Here is a 16,484-nt window from a genome sequence, read left to right as displayed (position 1 = left end):
ACATTGATAATGATCCGAGACTGCGATGCTGACCTCGATGGACCTGAACCTGCTGCGCATCTTCGATGCGGTCATGACCGAACGCAACGTCACGCGCGCGGCCTCGGCGCTGCACATGACACAGCCCGCGGTCAGCAATGCCATCAACCGGCTGCGCCTGACCCTGAAGGACCCGCTGTTCGTGAAGATCCAGGGCGGCGTGCTGCCCACGCAGCGCGCCGAACTCCTGTGGCCGCCGATCCGCGACGCGCTGGCCCGCATCGCGGACACCCTGGAGCGCAACGATTTCGACCCGGCGCGCTCCGAGGCCGTGTTCCGCATGGCCATGTCCGACTATGTGGCGGACCAGGTCATCCGGCCGCTGTTCGTGGAGCAGCAGACGGTGGCGCCCAACGTCCGCATCCACCTGCACCCCTACTCGCTGGACAATGCTGGCGTGCTGCTGGAGAAAGGCGAAGTCGACATGGCGGCCGGCGTGTATTCGAACTTCGGCTCGTCGCTGCGCACCCTGCCCCTGGAAACGCTGACCTATGTCTGCGCCATGCGCAAGGGGCACCCGCTGCTGGCGCAGCCGCGCTTCACGCTGGACAGCTTCCTGCGCGCTCGGCACCTGATGGTCAGCCTGCTGGGCACGCCCACCTTGATCGACCATGAACTCGCGCCCCACGGCTACAAGCGCAACGTGGTGCTCACCATCAACCAGTTCGCGCTGGCCCCGCGCCTGCTGGCCGAGACCGACCTGATCTGCGTGGTGCCCATGAACACCGTGCGCAACAGTCCCTACAGCCATCTGCTGGAAGCGGTCGAGGCGCCCTTTCCCTTCGCCCAGCGCACCGTCAACCTGATCTGGCACGAACGTTCGGACAACATCCCGGCGCATCGCTGGCTGCGCGAGGAGATCCTGAAGGTTTGCCAGGCCCAGGGCATGGTGTTCGACCAGGCTCCGCCGGCGGAGTCGCATCCGTACTAGCGCTTCATTCACTACAGTGATAATCACTGATACCAATCTTTGATTGGACCGAATGATGGTGCGTCAATAGCATTCTGGTCATCCCACTCCCGGCGCCTTGCGCGCCAGCATCCTGGAGACCAGCGTGACCCAGACCGCATCCGCCCCGGGCGCCCGCCGTTTTCGCGTCGGCTTCGACGTAGGCGGCACGTTCACCGATTTCACCCTGCTCGCCGAGCACACCGGTGAACTGCACTACTTCAAGGTGCCTTCGACGCCGCACGATCCGTCCGAGGCCATCCAGACAGGCCTGGCCCACCTGATCCGCGAACACGAGATCGCCGGCTCCGAGCTGGCGCACGTGGGCCACGGCACCACCGTGGCCACCAACATGGTGATCGAACGCAGGGGTTCGCGCTGCGCGCTGGTCACCACGCGCGGCTTTCGCGACGTGCTGGAAATCGGCCGCCAGACACGCCCCCATCTCTACGACTACAACGTGACCAAGCCGCAGCCCCTGGCGCCGCGCGAGTGGCGCTTCGAAGTGACCGAGCGCATCGGCGCCGACGGTGCCGTGCTGCAGGCGCTGGACGAGGACGAAGTGGTGGCGGTGGCGCGCGAGCTGGCCGCGGCCCGAGTCGAGTCCGTCGCCATCTGCTTCATGCACAGCTACCGCAACGATGCGCACGAACGCCGCACCCGCGACATCCTGGCCGAACACCTGCCGGGCGTTTACCTGAGCGTGTCCAGCGAGATCCTGCCGGAGTTCCGCGAGTACGAACGCATGTCCACCACCGCGCTCAATGCCTATGTCGGCCCGCGCATGGCGGGCTATATGCGCAACCTGGTGAGTTCGGTGCGCGCCATGGGCGTGGCGGCCGAGCCGACCACGGTGCATTCCAACGGCGGCCTGATGTCGGTGGAATCGGTGCTGACGGCGCCCGTGCGCACCTGCGTGTCCGGCCCCGCCGCCGGCGTGATCGGCGCCACCGAACTGGGCCGCGTGGCAGGCCTGCCCAATCTGATCACCTTCGACGTGGGCGGCACCAGCACCGACGTGTCGCTGGTGGCCGAGCTGCGGCCGCTGTTCACCTCCAGCCGCCTGGTGGCCGACTATCCCGTCAAGACCCAGATGGTGGACGTGCACGTCATCGGCGCGGGCGGCGGCAGCATCGCGCGCATCGACGATGCGGGCGCGCTGAAGGTCGGCCCGCAGAGCGCGGGCGCGGTGCCCGGCCCCATCGCCTACAACCGCGGCGGCCAGGTCGTGACCATCACCGATGCCCACGTCGTGCTGGGCCGCCTGAATCCGGTCGCGCTACTGGAAGGCCGCATGGCCGTCCATGCCCGCCAGGCGCGCGAGGCGCTGGAAGCGCAGATCGCCCGCCCGCTGGGGTTGAGCATCGAGGAAGCGGCCTACGGCATCCTGCGCATCGCCAACTCCAACATGGCGCGCGCGGTGCGCGCGGTCTCCACCGAACGGGGGCATGACATCCGCAAGTTCGCGCTCTGCGCCTTCGGCGGCGCCGGCGGCCTGCACGCCGCCGAGCTGGCGCGAGACTGCGGCATCGGCACCCTGCTGATTCCGCAGGAACCCGGCACCATGTGCGCGCGCGGCATCCTGCTGTCCGACATCTCCATGGACTTCGTGCAGACGCTGATGGCGCACGCCACCGCCGGCGGCTGGACCGCCGTGCAGCAGGCGCTGCAAGCCCTAGCCGGCAAGGCGCGGGCCTGGCTGTCCAGCGAAGGCGTGAAGGAGTCTGAACAACGCCTTGCCGCCGTGATCGACGCCCGCTACCAGGGCCAGAACTTCGAGATCGCCGTACCGCTGGATGGCATGCAACTGATGCCGCTGGACGAATTCGTCGCGGCATTCAGCGCGGCGCACGTGCGCGAATATGGCTATGACGCCGCCGGCCGTCCGGTGGAGATCGTCAATTGCCGCGTGCGCGCCACCGGCCTGGTGCCGCGCGCGCCGCTGGCCCGGGTAGCGGGCGGCGCCAGCCTGGCCGGCGCCCTCAAGGAACGCCGCAATGTGTACTTCGAGGGAACCGGCTGGGTGGATACGCCCATCCTGCGCCGCGCCCTGCTGCCGGTGGGAACCGCCATCGAAGGGCCAGCCGTGATCGAGGAAATGAGTTCGACCACCGTCGTGCTGCCGGGCCAGCAGGCGCGCGCCGACGAATACGGCAACCTCGTCGTCAACCTCAACAGCTAAGGCGCACGCCATGACCAACCGTTCGACTTCCGCCGCTGGCACGGACACCTTCGACCCCATTGAAATGGAGGTCTTCAGCAACCGCCTGCTGTCCATCACCGAGGAAATGGGCAATACGCTGATCCGCTCGTCCTTTTCCACCAACATCAAGGAGCGCAAGGATTGCTCCGTGGCGCTGTTCGACGCCGCCGGCCGCCTGGTGGCGCAGGCGGCCCACGTGCCGGTGCACCTGGGATCGCTGTCCGGCGGCATAGACGCCGTGCTGCGGCGCTACGGCGCGGCCGGCGTGCGCCAGGGCGACGCCTTCCTGTGCAACGACGCCTACCTCGCGGGCGGCACGCACGCGCCCGACATCACCGTCATCACCCCCATCTTCCATGAAGGCGTGCTGCGCTTCTTCGCGGCCAACATCGGCCACCACACCGACGTGGGCGGCGCCGTTCCGGGTTCGACCTCGCACCACCTGAAGACGGTGTGGGAGGAAGGCATCCGGCTGCCGGCCATGCGCATCGTGCGCGAAGGCGAGCTGGACATGGACCTGCTGGAGATGATCGCGCACAACACGCGCGAACCGGACAACCGCATGCACGACATCCGCGCCCAGATCGCCACCAACGACAAGGGCGCCAGGCTGATGCTGGAACTGGTGCAGCAGTCCGGCCTGGAGACCGTGCTGTCCGCCATCGACAGCATCATGCTGTACACGGAACGGCGCCTACGCAACCGCATCGCACAGCTGCCCGCCGGCACCTATACCTTTACGGAGCGCATGGACGACGACGGCATGGGCGGCGACCCGGTCACCATCCAGGCCAACGTGCAGGCGCGCGACGGCCAGCTCCATGTCGATTTCACCGGCACCAGCAAGCAGGCGCGCGGCGCCTTCAACCTGCCCGCCAGCGCCCTGAACGCCAGCGTCTACTTCGCCGTGAAGGCCATGCTCGACCCGGAACTCATGCCCAACAACGGCCTGTTCCAGCCCATCACCATCACCGCGCCCGAAGGCACCATCACCAACCCGCGCTTTCCGGCGGCGGTGGGCGCGCGCGTCACCACCGCGCAACGGGTGGCCGGCACCGTCATCGGCGCGCTGGGCCAGCTGCTGCCGCCCGACCGCGCCATGGCCTCGTGCAACGACGTCATGCCCTCCATGCTGTTCTCCGTGCCCATGCAGGACGGCAAGGGCACCTTCGTCTACCTGGAAACGCTGGGCGGCGGCGCGGGCGGACGGGCGCAGGGCGACGGTATGGACGGCATCCAGGTGCACGTGACCAATACCTCCAATCTGCCCGCGGAAGCGCTGGAGATCGAATACCCGCTGTTGGTCGAAGAGTACGCGCTGGTCAACGACAGCGGCGGCGCGGGCCGCCACCGCGGCGGCATGGGCATCGCGCGCCAGATCCGCTCGCTGCACGACCAGCTGATCTGCACCATACGCTGCGACGCCGCGCTGTTCGGCGCCGCCGGCCTGAACGGCGGATTGACGGGAGGCACCTCGCGCGTGGTGCAGAATCCGGGCCGCCCGGACGAGCAGCGGCTGCCCAACAAGATTGCCGGCCACCTCTTGGCCAGCGGCCAGTCCGTGCGCCTGGAGACGCCCGGCGGCGGCGGCTATGGCGCGCCCGCTGAGCGTGGCGCGGCCGCCATCCGCAACGATGTGCTGGGCGGCAAGGTCAGCCGGGCCGCGGCCGAACGCGATTACGGGGCGGAGCGCGTGGCGCGCGCACTGCAAGGAGATGCGGCATGAGCGCGCCCGCCCCAGGGCCGTGCAGCGGCGGTGAATTGCTGGTCGCGCAGTTGCAGGTCTATGGCGTCGAACGCGTCTTCATGGTGCCAGGCGAGAGCTTCCTGCCCTGCATCGACGCGCTCTACGCCAGGCGCGACACGATCGAAGCGGTGGTCTGCCGCCAGGAAGGCGGCGCCGCCTACATGGCCGAGGCGCACGGCAAGCTGACCGGCCAGCCCGGCATCTGCTTCGTCTCGCGCGGTCCGGGCGCGACCAACGCGGCGATCGGCGTGCACACGGCCAGGGAAGACTCCACGCCCATGATCCTGTTCATCGGCCAGGTCGGCGGCGACACCTCCGACCGCCAGTGCTTCCAGGAAGTGGACTACCGCGCCATGTACGCGCCGCTGGCGAAATGGGTCGCGCAGATCGAGCGGGCCGACCGCATCCCCGAATACCTGGCGCGCGCCTGGGCCATCGCCACGGGCGGGCGGCCAGGGCCCGTGGTTCTTTCCCTGCCCGAAGACATGCTGTCCAGCGTCGCCGAGGTGGCCTTGGCCGCTGCGCCGCAGCCACCCTGCGCCCGCCCGGCCGACGCCGACATGCTGCGCCTGCGAGAACTACTGGAAACGGCGCAGCGGCCCTTGCTGCTGCTGGGCGGCTCGCGCTGGCCGGCCGCCGCGCGCGAAGCCGTGCGCGACTTCGCGCTGCGCTTCGACCTGCCCGTGGCCACCGCCTGGCGCCGCCTGGAGCTGTTCGACAACGACCATCCCAATTTCGTGGGCCAGGTCAGCGCCAGCATGCCTGCGCACCAGAAACGCGCCGTGCTGGACAGCGATCTGGTGATCGCGCTGGGCACCCGCCTGTGCGAGCCGACGACCATCAACTACGAATGGCTGGCCTCGCCCTCGCCGCGCCAGACCCTGGTCCACATCCACCCGGACGCCAACGAGATCGGGCGACTGTGCACCCCGGCGCTGGGCATGGTCGCCAGCGTCGCCGGCTTTGCGCAGGCCGCTGCCAGCCTCTCGCCGACGCCGGGCTGGCAGCCTCGCCGCCGCGGCGCTGATGCAGTGGAGGTGGCGCCTGCGCTGGCGCCCACGCCCGGCCCGCTGGACCTGAACGCGGCGGCGCGCCACGTCGCAGCCACCTTGCCCCGGCGCTCGTGCGTCACCGTCGGCGCGGGCAACTATGCGCTCTACGCTCACCGGCATATCGCTTTCAAAGGACCAGGCAGCCAGCTCGCGCCCGCCGTCGGCGCCATGGGCTACGGCCTGCCCGCGGCCATCGCAGCCAAGCTGCGCGACCGCGATGCGGCCGTGGTCTGCTTCGCCGGCGACGGTTGTTTCCAGATGACCATGCAGGAACTGGCCACCGCGGCCCAGTACCGGCTGGGCATCGTGGTGCTGGTCTTCAACAACGGCCTGTTCGGCACCATCCGCCTGCATCAGGAACGCGCCTATCCTGGACGCGCCCTGGCGACGGAGCTGGTCAACCCCGATTTCGCGGCGCTGGCGCGAAGCTACGGCGGCTACGGCGCCGCGGTCGAACGCACGGAGGATTTCGCGCCGGCCTACGACGCGGCGCTGGCGCATGCCCGGGAGCATCGCATGCCGGCCATCGTGGAGCTGCGCTACGACGCGGACATCATCCTGCCGGACCGTACCCTGTCGCAACTGCGCCTTGCGGAGACCGCCGCATGAAACCGCTGCTGCGCCGCGTGTCGGCGCCCGCCTCCGCGCGGCTGCGCCTGACCTGGAACGGCCTGCCGCTGCTGGCCCACGAAGGCGACACCGTGCTGACGGCGCTGCTGCTGGCCGCGCAGCAACTGCGCGTCACCTTGGGCGAAGGCGCGCCGCGCGCCGGCTTCTGCCTGATGGGCGCCTGCCAGGATTGCTGGGTGCAGACCGCGGACGGCGCGCGCCTGCGCGCCTGTTCCACCCAGGCCGAAGACGGCATGGAGCTGGTCAGCGCCCAGCCCGGAGAACTCGCATGCAAATGAATCCGCCCGGCGCCGAGAGCGCGTCGCGCATGGTGGTGGTGGGCGCCGGCCCCGCAGGGGTGCGCGCCGCGCAGACGCTGCTGCGCCACGGCGTGCGTCCGGTGATCGTGGACGAAGCCGCCTTGCCCGGCGGCCAGATCTATCGCCAGGGCGCAACACAGCGCGGCACTGCGCGCCAGCGCTATGGTTTCGAATGGAAGCGCGCGCAAGCCATACACGCGGCAGGCGCGGACCTGGCCGCCCGCGCCGACTACCGCGCCGCAACCGCGGTATGGAACGCCGCGCCGGGCAGCCTGGACCTGGTCCGCGACGGCGAGCTGGAAACCCTGCCCTACTCCCGCCTGCTGCTCGCCACCGGCGCCACCGACCGCGTGCTGCCCTTCCCGGGCTGGACCCTGCCCGGCGTCTACTCGCTGGGCGGCGCGCAGATCGCGCTGAAAAGCCAGGGCTGCGCGTTCGGGCCGCGCATCGTGTTCGCCGGCACCGGCCCCCTGCTCTATCTGGTCGCCTACCAATATGCGCGCGCCGGCGTCCAGGTGCAGGCCGTGCTGGATTGCGCGCCCCTGGGCGCACAGGCCCGCGCCGCGCCGGCCCTGCTGAGCCAGCCCGCCATGCTGGCCAAGGGCCTGTACTACCTGGGGTGGCTGCGCACCCACGGCGTGCCCGTGCACCATGACGCGCGGCTGGACGCAGCGCAAGGCGCAGGGCGCGTCGAGGGCGTGCTCGCGACCCTGGACGGCAAGGCTCGCTCCATTGCCTGCGATGCGCTGGCGGTGGGCCATGGTCTGCGCGCCGAAACGCAGCTGGCCGACCTGCTGGACTGCGACTTTGGCTTCGATGCGGCCCAGCGCGCCTGGCTGCCGCGCCGCGATTCCGACGGCCGCGCGTCAACGGCCGGCGTCTACCTGGCCGGCGACGGCGCGGGCATAGGCGGCGCCGTGCTGGCCGAGCTTGCGGGCGAACGCGCCGCGCTGGCCATGCTGGCAGACAGCGGCGTCGCGGTCAGCGCCGCCAGGGTGCGGTGGCTGACCCGCCGCCAGGCCCGATGGGCCAGGTTCCGGCGCGGCCTGGACCGGGCCTTTCCCCTGCCCGGCGCGAGCGCCGCCTGCGACGACTCGGTCATGGTCTGCCGCTGCGAGGAAGTGCGCGCCGGCACCTTGCGTGCCGCAGCCGCGCAGTACGCCATCAACGATCTCAACCGCTTGAAGGCGCTGACGCGCATCGGCATGGGACTGTGCCAGGGGCGCATGTGCCAGGCGGGCGCGGCCGAACTGCTGGCCGACTGCCGTGGACTGGCCTTGGCGGACATAGGCCGCCTGCGCGGCCAGGCGCCCGTAAAACCCCTGAACCTGGCCATGCTGGGCAAGGCGGAACCATGAACCCGCTGCACACGGAAGTCGCCATCATCGGCGCCGGCCTGGTGGGCGCCAGCGCCGCCCTGGCGCTACGCCGCATGGGCGTCGCCACGGCGCTGATCGACGGCGGCGCCAGCGGCGCCCGCGCCAGCGGCGTCAACTTCGGCGGCGTGCGCCGGCAGGGCCGCTCGATCGAACAGCTTTATCTGGCGCAACGCGCGCACGGCATCTGGTCGCGCCTGCCGGAACTCATCGGCACCGATGCGGAATACCTGCGCAGCGGCCACTTGAAGCTGGCGCGCTCCGAGGCCGACCTGGACAAGCTTTGTGCCTACCGCGACAAGGTCAGCGACTTCGACCTGGGCCTGGAGATCATCGGCGCCGCCGAGCTGCGCCGCCGCTTTCCCGCGCTGGGTCCGGGCATTGCCGGCGGCTCGCTATGTCCGGAAGACGGCCAGGCCAATCCGCGCCTGGTGTCGCCCGCATTCGCCCATGCCGCCGCGCGCGCCGGCGCCAGCCTGCTCGAACACTGCGCCATCACCCACGCCGACACCCGGGGCGGCGATTTCCTGTTGACGGCCGCCGACGGCCGGCGGATACGCGCCGCCGCGGTCATCAATGCGGCGGGCGCCTGGGGAGCGGCGGTGGCCCGCTGGTTCGGCGACGACCTCCCCTTGCAGGTCAAGTATCCGACCATGCTGGTCACCGAACCGCTCACGCCCCAGATCGGCGTGTCGCTAGGCGTCGAAGGCGGCGGCTTCTATGCCCGCCAGGTCGCGCGCGGCAACATCGTCATGGGTGGCGGCTACGGCAGCGCGCTGCCGGGCGACCGCAGCCGGCCCGGCCGCGCGGCGCTCGCCGAACTTGGGCGCGCCGCTCCGTCCGTCCTGCCCGCTCTGGCTTGCGCCAGCGTGATCCGTTGCTGGTCTGGCATCGAAGGCTACTTCGCCGACAAGAACCCGGTCATCGGCTTCAGCCCGCGGGTCCCGCGGCTGCTGCATGCCTTCGGCTTCTCGGGCGGGGGGTTTCAAATCGCGCCGGCGGTGGGCGAGGTCATCGCCGAGATGGCGACGGGACGCGGGGGCCTGATGATGACGGAAAAGTTCTCGGCCAGTCGGTGGGAGGCCGCCTAACCACACCGCGGCTGAGAAGTCTCAACGTCAGGCATGCCGCTTGCTGCGCAGAATCCATGGCACCGTATGCAGCCCCACGGAGAACCATCATGCCCAGCACGCCCATCACCTTCCTGCCCGATCCCGGGATTGACGCGTCTCCCCGGCCCGACCTGGGCCCCAGCGATTCGTCGGACTCGGCCAGCGACCTGCCCCAGGACCTGGTCCACACCGATAGCGATGCGCAAGGCACCGGCGACCGCGAAAGCGCCAATCCGCGCGACCGCGACCACGAAGGCGCCGACATAGGCGCGGACCGGGTCACCGACGCGGAACATGCCGGCGTATCGCGCAAGCTGATGGGCAAGCCCAAGCCCCGCTGAAGCCGCCGGCAGTCGGGAACAGCGATTGCTGCTGGATGCTGGCTTCCCACCCATAACAGCGTCCTGCGCCCAAATCTGGAGGTTTCCATGAGAACCCGCTATCTGACCGCCACCATCCTCGCCTCGATGACGTTGGCTGCCGCCCATGCCGCACAGGCGCAGACAGCACCCTCCGCTCCCCCCATGGCTGCGCAAGCGAAGCTGGACAGCGCCGACCGGGACTTCCTTGAAAATGCTGCGCAGGCTGGCAATCTCGAAGTCGCCGGCAGCAAGCTCGCCTTGGAGAAAGCCCGCGACCCGGATGTGAAGGCCTTTGCGCAAAAAATGGTCGATGACCACGGCAAGGCCGGCCAGCAGTTGGCAACGCTCGCGCAAAGCAAAGGCTATCAAGCGCCCACCGAACCATCGCTGGTCCAGCAGGCCAAGCTCAAGGCCCTGGGCTTGCGCGACGATAGCTTCGACAAGGCGTATGTCGACGAGATCGGCGTCTCCGCGCACCAGGACGCGGTGAAGCTTTTCGAGAAGGCGTCGAACGACTTGAAGGATCCCGACGTCAGGCAATTCGCGATCGAGACCCTGCCGGTACTCCAACAACATTTGGAAATGGCAACCGGCATCCAACAGCGCATGGAGGCCACCAAGAAATAGGAGCCATTCCCCTGAACTTCGATACCCGCGAAGAAACTGATGCGCATAACTGCAGGCGCATCTGCAACCAGTACGTTTGCTGCGGAATATGTTTATGGATCGCGAGAAACTATTGGCACAAATGATCGCCACGCCAGCGGTCGACCGGGACTTCCGTGACTGGCCCGAGGTATTGGCCAACTACGCCGAATGCCTGATGGCGCTGCAGCCCAAGCTGCGGCCGGCGGAACTGGAAAGGCTGATACGGGTCGGCGCGGATTTTTACCGCACGCTGGCACGCGCCGAACAATACCGGCACACGTCGGTCTGGGACGACCAGCAATCGTAGCGCTCAGCTATAGGAGCCATACGAGCGCCTGCGATACGTCTCCCGGACGTAGCGCTTGAGTTCCGCCTCGACCGAAGAGACCGTCGCGGCTGGCTCCGCCTGGGGATCCAGCAGTCGCCTCGCAGCTTCGAGCGTGCGCCGCGCCCTGAGTTCACCTTCGCTCAAAACCTCGACGGGCGCCGCCGTATCGCGTTCGAACTTGTTCATGACGCTACTCCTGAAGGCTGGGTGAAGTGCAGCAGCAAGCGGCATGCCCGCGTTTGCACAGGGGCGGCGCGGCACGAGGCTCGTATGGACAAGGCCAGCCACCGGCACGCGAAGAACAGAACGGCCACGAAAAAGGGCGGCCTGGGGCCGCCCTTCGTGGCCGCGCGCTACCAATAGGGATCCTGGTTGTAGTACTTGTGCACGCTCAATGCCCAGCTTTCGTCCGCCATCCTGGGCCAATCGTCCTTGTCAAAACCCGGCGCGTTCTTCAGCGCCTCCTTGTCGACATTCAGGATGAAGCACTTGCGATCGGTGTCCAGCGTCAACGCTGTCCACGGAATGGCGAAGAGCTTGTCTCCCATGCCCAGGATGCCGCCGCGCGACAGCACGGCGTAGGCCACGCGTCCGCGCGGCACGTCGATCATGATGTCCTTGATCGACCCCAGGCTTTCCCCCGAGGCGTTGACGACGTCGTTGCCGTCAAGTGTGTCCGCCGCCATGATCTCGGGACCCGGCCCGGTCGGGGAATCCTTGGGGCCGCCAACGATATTGGTTTGATGCTCCATGCGTCTCTCCTATGCGGGGACCTGCCCCACGTTGAACCACGGTCATGGCTGTATCGCTACGCCATTCTTTCGCACGCCTGCGCGCAACGCTTGCAGGCTTCTTCACACTCCGCCATGCCATCCAGGCCGGCGCAGCTTTCCGCGCATGCCCTGCAGATTTCCGCGCACGCGGCGCAGATCCTGCCGTGCTGCTCGATGCCTATGAGCATCGTGTGGGCAGCGCTGCGACAGATCTCCGCGCAGGCCAGCATCAGGCGGAAATGCCCTGGCTCGACATGCTCGCCGCCCGCCTCCAGGCAGTGCTGCGACGCGGTCTGCTGGCAGCTCCGATAGCAATCGAGGCAAAGGCGCGTGCAATCCTCGATTTCCTTGTCACTTCCAGCCATCGTTTCCTCCTTGCGCTCAATCCGGGTGGACCCTTTCAGCAAGCGCCATGCCCGGTTCCTGGCAGAACGCCGCGAACAGCGGCCATACCATTCCGCCGAGCTGCGCATAGTGAGGATGGGACATCGCGGCCTTACTCCACACGCCGCCGCCTGCGGATTAGCGCCGCGCATGCGGCGGCTCAGCCCTTGCTGCGCGCCCCGGCCCCCCGATTGCGCCGACTTTGCTGATCCTGTCCGGTGCCTATCTGGCTTACGTGGCCTTCCTTCTTGGTCCGCTTCTGCTCATCGCGGTGGCTGGCCTGGAGTTCACGGTCGGTGTCGTCGGCCGACGGGTTGGGCTTATGGTCTTTGGATTTCATGGCTGGCGTCCTCGCGGTGGATTGCGGGATCTCAGCAAGCGCCATGCCCCGGCAGAGGTGGCGCCGGCGCCGCCCGGATGCGGCACGACGGGGTTACCACGTTCCTGCATTGCGCCGCTTGCTGGAACCGCGGCGCATCTGTCCGATCAGGTCTGGGAATACGGGCGCGTCCACCCTGGAGGAAGAGGAATCCTGAATCGGTATTTTTTTCCGGCGCGCCCAGGCCGCCCCTGCGGGCGGGCGCGGACCAGGGTCCTGCCAGGCATGCCGCTTGCGGATACGTTCCCGCATTTCCCACATAGGAGCGTACTCATGAAATTCCGAGCCTTCACCTACGCGCTGGCCCTGTCCGCCGGACTGGCTTCGGCCGGTGCGCTGGCGCAGTCCGCCATGCCCACCTCGCCGTCCAACACGCCAAACGACGGCACCGCCGTTCCCCCCAACCAGCCGGTGCCTCCCGGACAGAAGCCGCCCGCCCCGAATGCGACGCCGAACACGCCGACCAACCCGCCCAATCTGAACAAGGGCGACCACACCCGGTCCGACAAGCACACGACCGACAAGCAGGGTCGTCACCGCGAGGCCAACGACAACGTGCCCACCACCAAGGGCAGTGGCGCCACGCCGCCTCCTGGGTACCCGAACACGGGCGGCTCCAAGTAGCCGCGCCACGACGGCATGAGCGGAAAACGCCATAGGGCCCAATTGTTTAGTTGTGTGCACCAAACCCTATCGGTTCTTCACACTCCTTAAAAAACCTCGGAAAGATTCGTTCGACTGGATCGATACATTGCGCGGCAGCGGTCCCCCGGACCTCAAAAACCCCTGCCGTGCAAACGAGGTTGCCTATGCCGGAAATCGTTGTCTATATCAGAAGCCAGCCCCGGCTAGGCGACCAGATCGTCGCCCTGCCGGCGCTCTATCAACTGAAAACCTGGTGGGCATCCAGTCGAATCCGGGTGGTCGCCCGCGACGACCTGGCGGGCTTCTACCGCAGCGTGCCCTGGGTCGATGAGTTCGTGCGCGCCGCCACGTTTGGCGACTACCTGCGCACCTTGCGCAAAAACACCCCGGTCTGCGTCAGCCTGCATCACAGCAGCGAGCGCTTCGGCCTGCTCAATCTGCTGCGTCGGCCGGCCTTGCGCTTCGGCTTTCGCAACGAGCGGATGAGCGACCTGGCCTGGACGCACTCCCATCGCAAGAGCATTGCCGAATACATCGGCCTGGCAAATCTCCGGCTGCTGGCGTCGTACCGGCAGTTCGACGCCGAGGCCGCGGCGCGCCGCTGCTTCGAGACACTGGCCTACCCGCATCGGCATACCGGGCAAGCGGCCGACGTGGTCATGATCCCGGGCGGGGGCTCTGGAGCGTTCAAGCGCTGGAGCCTGCTGAACTATCTGCGCCTGGCCGAGAGGCTGAAACTGCTGCTGGGCCAGGACACCCGCTTCCTGTTCGTGCTGGGAGAACAAGAGACGGCCGAACGCGACAAGCTCGAAGCCATGCGGCGCCCGGAATTTTCCATCGCCTACTGCCGCTCGGTGCCCGAGCTCAGCGCCATCATGCTGCGCGCACGCCTGATCGTGGCCAACGACTGCGGCCCCTCGCATGTGGCGCAAGGCGCCTGTGTGCCCTATGTCGGCGTGTTCAACGAGTCCAATCCCGAATGGTTCTGGGACCGCCCCTACTCTGCCGCTGTCGTTCCCCGCCATCCCCGCGACGGCATCAATTCCATCACGCCCGACGAAGTGCTGGGCGCTTGCCGCAAGGTCCTGGAGCATCATGCGCATCCTGCATACGCTGGCTGAGCGCAGCCTGGGCGGACTGGAATTCCGCGTCCTCGAGCAATCGGCATGGCTGCAGCGCCATGGATACGAAGTGGCGATCGCCGCTCCAGCGGACAGCGAAATCGGACGCGAAGCGCGGCAGCGCGGCCTGCGCGCGGTGGACATAGACTTCGACTCCGCCTACTCGCCGGCCACGGTCCTGAAACTGCGGCGCGCGGTCAAGACGCTGCGTATCGACATCATCGACAGCCACAGCCGCGCGGACGGCAAGACCGCCGCGCTATGCCGCGATCTGTGCGCAGTCGTCAGGACGCGCCATTTCGCCAAGCCCATGCGCAGCTCGCCCCGGCGCCGGCTGGAATGGAAACTGGGTTGCGACCACGTCATCGCGACCAGCGTATTGGGCAAGCAGGAAATCCTGGCCGCACGCCTGGCCACCGCCGAGCAAATCAGCGTGGTCGGAGAATGGGCCGCCGACGAGTTCTTCCAGACGGGTGACAACCCGCAGGCGCGCCTGCACACCCGGCAAGCCCTGGGCATGCGCGCTCCCGACCGCGCCTGCGTCATCGCCACCATAGGCATGCTGCGCCCCGAGAAGGGCCAGGCCGACCTGCTGCGCGTGGTGCAGCGGCTGCACGTCCAGGGCCTGCCCGCCACCGCGCTGGTGGTCGGCATGCCCACGGCCAGCACTAAGCCCTACGCCTATGCGCTGCATCAGCTGACCGTCGAGCTGGGCATATCCGAGCATGTGGTATTTGCCGGCCATCGCAACAATATTGCAGAAATGATCCGCGCCGCCGACGTGGTGCTGGTGCCTTCGGCCACCGAAGCCTGGTCCCGCGTCGTACCCGAGTCGTTCGCCGCGCACCGCCCGGTGGTCGCCAGCGACGTCGGCGGCCTGCCGGAAATCGTCACGCCAGGCCAGACCGGCTGGCTGGCGCCGCCAGGCGACATCGCCGCCTACGCGGAGCGCATCATGCGAATCCGCGGCAACCCCGTGCAGACCGCGGCCATGGTCGGCAACGCCCGCGCCTTCGCGGACGCGAACTTCCGGCTCGCGGGCAAGATGTACAGCACCCTGGAAGCGTACAAACGGGCGCTGCGTCCCGGCTGACCGGCGGCCGCCAAGGTGGAAGAGGTATCATGGTGCCCCGATTTATTTACCCGATTCAGTACCGTGACCAAGCCCGCCCTACTGCTCGTCCTGGCAATCGCCTTGGCGGGTTGCTCCAAGCAGGAAGAAACACCCTGGGAACGGCTCCAAGCCGCCACGCCGCAGCTGCAGCTGGCCGCCAACACGCCGGAAGCGGCGGTGAAATCCTGGTGGCAGGTTCGTGACGCGCATGACCGCTACACCGCCACCGCCTGCAAGGAACTGGCCGAGCTGTACCGTCCGTTCAGCACTGCCGAGGACGCCCTGAGCACCGCGCAATTGCAGGCCCGGCAAAACGGCGACGAAAAATGCAGCGTCGAGACCTACGAGCGCAGTGTGGTCAACGTCGACGTCCAATCCGACACGCGCGCCTTCGTCGTTGCACAGATCCGCAACGCCACGCCCTCGACGCCCGGCTTTCCCGTGGACAACGATGAGCGCGACCGCAAGGAACGCGGCGTGCGCATGCAGTACCTGCTGGAACGCGCCGATGCGAAGCAGGACTGGAAGATCGCCCAGGTGTACGGCCGCAACCGGTATTGCGAGGTTGCGCCGGTGAACGGCTGGTGCCCGCTGTATAACCGCGCGGCGGGGTCGGCCAACAGTTATGTGTTTGAGTTCAGCCAGTAACTGAGCCGCGGGCAGAAGCGCGTTCTGCCCGCCTCCAACGGCTAGCCCTGGTCAACCCGCCAGGATTGCGGCAGGCCGGACCCGCACCGTCTTGCCCAGCGTGCGCGCGACCGGCGACAACTGCGCCGCGGCGCGAACCAGATCCTGCTGCGCCGCCGTCAGCGCCGCCGCGAAGCGCAGACTCACCTCGAATCCGGTTTCGTCATCCTGACGGTCGATGGCCACCTGCACCGTCGCCTCGGGCAACGCGACGCCGGCGCGGTCCGCGGCCATGCCGATGGACATGCAGACACAGGCCGCAAGCGCGCTTTCGAGAAGTTCGTGCGGCCGCATGCCCGTGACACCTCCCTTGCCGTCCTTTTGCGTGTCCGAACGCAGAACATTGTGGCCGTTCGTTACTTCTACGCCATAGGGCTCGCCCAGCCGTTTCGCCGTCACCATAGGGGTCTCCTGTCGGGGATGAAAGAGACGACAGGCTAGGCCTGGATCGAGCACCGGGGAAGGCCAGCGGAGATGCTGGTATGGGAGGTGACAGGGTAGCCGTCAATGCATCGCGGCAGCGGTTGCAATAAGAAGTCAATCGGACGCAACGCACTCCCGCCACCGGCTCAGGCGCTTCGCGCTTGAGTTCTGTTTAGAACAATTAGGCAGGATTCTTGAATTTTTAGGCAGAAT

The 16,484-nt window shown here is 67.9% G+C and carries 19 protein-coding genes; 14 read left to right on the top strand and 5 right to left on the bottom strand.

Annotated elements, in window-relative coordinates:
• The first annotated feature begins 25 nt into the window (after window positions 1-25).
• From BRO63_RS22245 to BRO63_RS22200, 10 genes are all read left to right on the top strand, one after another.
• Complete coding sequence (locus BRO63_RS22245; protein ID WP_088141886.1) at window positions 26-970, top strand: LysR family transcriptional regulator; 945 nt, start codon at window positions 26-28, stop codon at window positions 968-970.
• Window positions 971-1,094: 124 nt separating this feature from the next.
• On the top strand, window positions 1,095-3,170 hold the full coding sequence (locus BRO63_RS22240; protein ID WP_179215181.1) for a hydantoinase/oxoprolinase family protein: 2,076 nt from the start codon (window positions 1,095-1,097) through the stop codon (window positions 3,168-3,170).
• Window positions 3,171-3,180: 10 nt separating this feature from the next.
• Window positions 3,181-4,917 carry a hydantoinase B/oxoprolinase family protein gene (locus BRO63_RS22235; RefSeq protein ID WP_088141884.1) on the top strand — a complete coding sequence of 579 codons (1,737 nt, stop codon included), beginning with the start codon at window positions 3,181-3,183 and terminating at the stop codon, window positions 4,915-4,917.
• On the top strand, window positions 4,914-6,599 hold the full coding sequence (locus BRO63_RS22230; RefSeq protein ID WP_088141883.1) for a thiamine pyrophosphate-dependent enzyme: 1,686 nt from the start codon (window positions 4,914-4,916) through the stop codon (window positions 6,597-6,599). Before BRO63_RS22235 ends, BRO63_RS22230 begins: the two co-directional genes overlap by 4 nt.
• Entirely contained in the window at window positions 6,596-6,898 is a 303-nt protein-coding gene (locus BRO63_RS22225) for a (2Fe-2S)-binding protein (protein ID WP_088141882.1), read from the top strand. The genes BRO63_RS22230 and BRO63_RS22225 overlap by 4 nt, the downstream gene beginning before the upstream one ends.
• Window positions 6,889-8,277 carry an FAD/NAD(P)-dependent oxidoreductase gene (locus BRO63_RS22220; protein ID WP_088141881.1) on the top strand — a complete coding sequence of 463 codons (1,389 nt, stop codon included), beginning with the start codon at window positions 6,889-6,891 and terminating at the stop codon, window positions 8,275-8,277. The genes BRO63_RS22225 and BRO63_RS22220 overlap by 10 nt, the downstream gene beginning before the upstream one ends.
• Window positions 8,274-9,386 (top strand): NAD(P)/FAD-dependent oxidoreductase, encoded by a 1,113-nt coding sequence (locus BRO63_RS22215; RefSeq protein WP_088141880.1) that lies wholly within the window; start codon window positions 8,274-8,276, stop codon window positions 9,384-9,386. Before BRO63_RS22220 ends, BRO63_RS22215 begins: the two co-directional genes overlap by 4 nt.
• Window positions 9,387-9,475: 89 nt before the next feature.
• Window positions 9,476-9,748, top strand: a complete 273-nt coding sequence (locus BRO63_RS22210; protein ID WP_088141879.1) for a hypothetical protein — start codon at window positions 9,476-9,478, stop codon at window positions 9,746-9,748.
• An 87-nt stretch (window positions 9,749-9,835) separates the two neighbouring features.
• Window positions 9,836-10,396: a DUF4142 domain-containing protein gene (locus BRO63_RS22205; RefSeq protein ID WP_088141878.1), complete on the top strand. Its 561-nt coding sequence runs from the start codon at window positions 9,836-9,838 to the stop codon at window positions 10,394-10,396.
• A gap of 94 nt (window positions 10,397-10,490) precedes the next feature.
• Window positions 10,491-10,724 (top strand): DNA-3-methyladenine glycosylase, encoded by a 234-nt coding sequence (locus BRO63_RS22200; protein ID WP_088141877.1) that lies wholly within the window; start codon window positions 10,491-10,493, stop codon window positions 10,722-10,724.
• A gap of 3 nt (window positions 10,725-10,727) precedes the next feature.
• Here BRO63_RS22200 and BRO63_RS22195 read toward each other — a convergent pair whose 3' ends face one another.
• The 4 genes from BRO63_RS22195 to BRO63_RS22180 form a co-directional block, all read right to left on the bottom strand.
• Complete coding sequence (locus BRO63_RS22195) at window positions 10,728-10,931, bottom strand: hypothetical protein (protein WP_088141876.1); 204 nt, start codon at window positions 10,929-10,931, stop codon at window positions 10,728-10,730.
• A gap of 167 nt (window positions 10,932-11,098) precedes the next feature.
• A complete protein-coding gene (locus BRO63_RS22190; protein WP_088141875.1) occupies window positions 11,099-11,497 on the bottom strand; it encodes a PRC-barrel domain-containing protein in 399 nt (132 codons plus the stop codon).
• A 56-nt stretch (window positions 11,498-11,553) separates the two neighbouring features.
• Window positions 11,554-11,925, bottom strand: a complete 372-nt coding sequence (locus tag BRO63_RS22185) for a four-helix bundle copper-binding protein (RefSeq protein ID WP_256943380.1) — start codon at window positions 11,923-11,925, stop codon at window positions 11,554-11,556.
• Between the two features lie 137 nt (window positions 11,926-12,062).
• Window positions 12,063-12,242, bottom strand: coding sequence for a hypothetical protein (locus BRO63_RS22180; protein WP_088142029.1), 180 nt, complete (start codon window positions 12,240-12,242; stop codon window positions 12,063-12,065).
• Window positions 12,243-12,554: 312 nt separating this feature from the next.
• Here BRO63_RS22180 and BRO63_RS22175 point away from each other — a divergent pair, with 312 nt between their 5' ends.
• The 4 genes from BRO63_RS22175 to BRO63_RS22160 all read left to right on the top strand — a co-directional run bounded on the left by BRO63_RS22175 (window position 12,555) and on the right by BRO63_RS22160 (window position 15,809).
• On the top strand, window positions 12,555-12,905 hold the full coding sequence (locus BRO63_RS22175; protein WP_088141874.1) for a hypothetical protein: 351 nt from the start codon (window positions 12,555-12,557) through the stop codon (window positions 12,903-12,905).
• A 185-nt stretch (window positions 12,906-13,090) separates the two neighbouring features.
• Window positions 13,091-14,047: a glycosyltransferase family 9 protein gene (locus tag BRO63_RS22170; RefSeq protein WP_088141873.1), complete on the top strand. Its 957-nt coding sequence runs from the start codon at window positions 13,091-13,093 to the stop codon at window positions 14,045-14,047.
• Window positions 14,022-15,140 carry a glycosyltransferase family 4 protein gene (locus BRO63_RS22165; protein WP_088141872.1) on the top strand — a complete coding sequence of 373 codons (1,119 nt, stop codon included), beginning with the start codon at window positions 14,022-14,024 and terminating at the stop codon, window positions 15,138-15,140. The genes BRO63_RS22170 and BRO63_RS22165 overlap by 26 nt, the downstream gene beginning before the upstream one ends.
• 63 nt (window positions 15,141-15,203) lie before the next feature.
• Entirely contained in the window at window positions 15,204-15,809 is a 606-nt protein-coding gene (locus tag BRO63_RS22160; RefSeq protein ID WP_088141871.1) for a hypothetical protein, read from the top strand.
• Window positions 15,810-15,860: 51 nt separating this feature from the next.
• Here the strand turns inward: BRO63_RS22160 and BRO63_RS22155 are convergent, their stop codons facing one another.
• The gene (locus tag BRO63_RS22155) at window positions 15,861-16,250 is read right to left on the bottom strand and encodes an OsmC family protein (RefSeq protein WP_088141870.1); all 390 of its coding nucleotides are present in this window, start codon (window positions 16,248-16,250) and stop codon (window positions 15,861-15,863) included.
• Window positions 16,251-16,484: the final 234 nt, after the last annotated feature.

It is taken from the genome of Achromobacter xylosoxidans (assembly GCF_002192695.1).
GTDB lineage: Bacteria > Pseudomonadota > Gammaproteobacteria > Burkholderiales > Burkholderiaceae_B > Achromobacter > Achromobacter xylosoxidans_C.
Note: the sequence above shows the minus strand (reverse complement) of the source record. Positions and strands in the feature narration are given on the sequence as shown.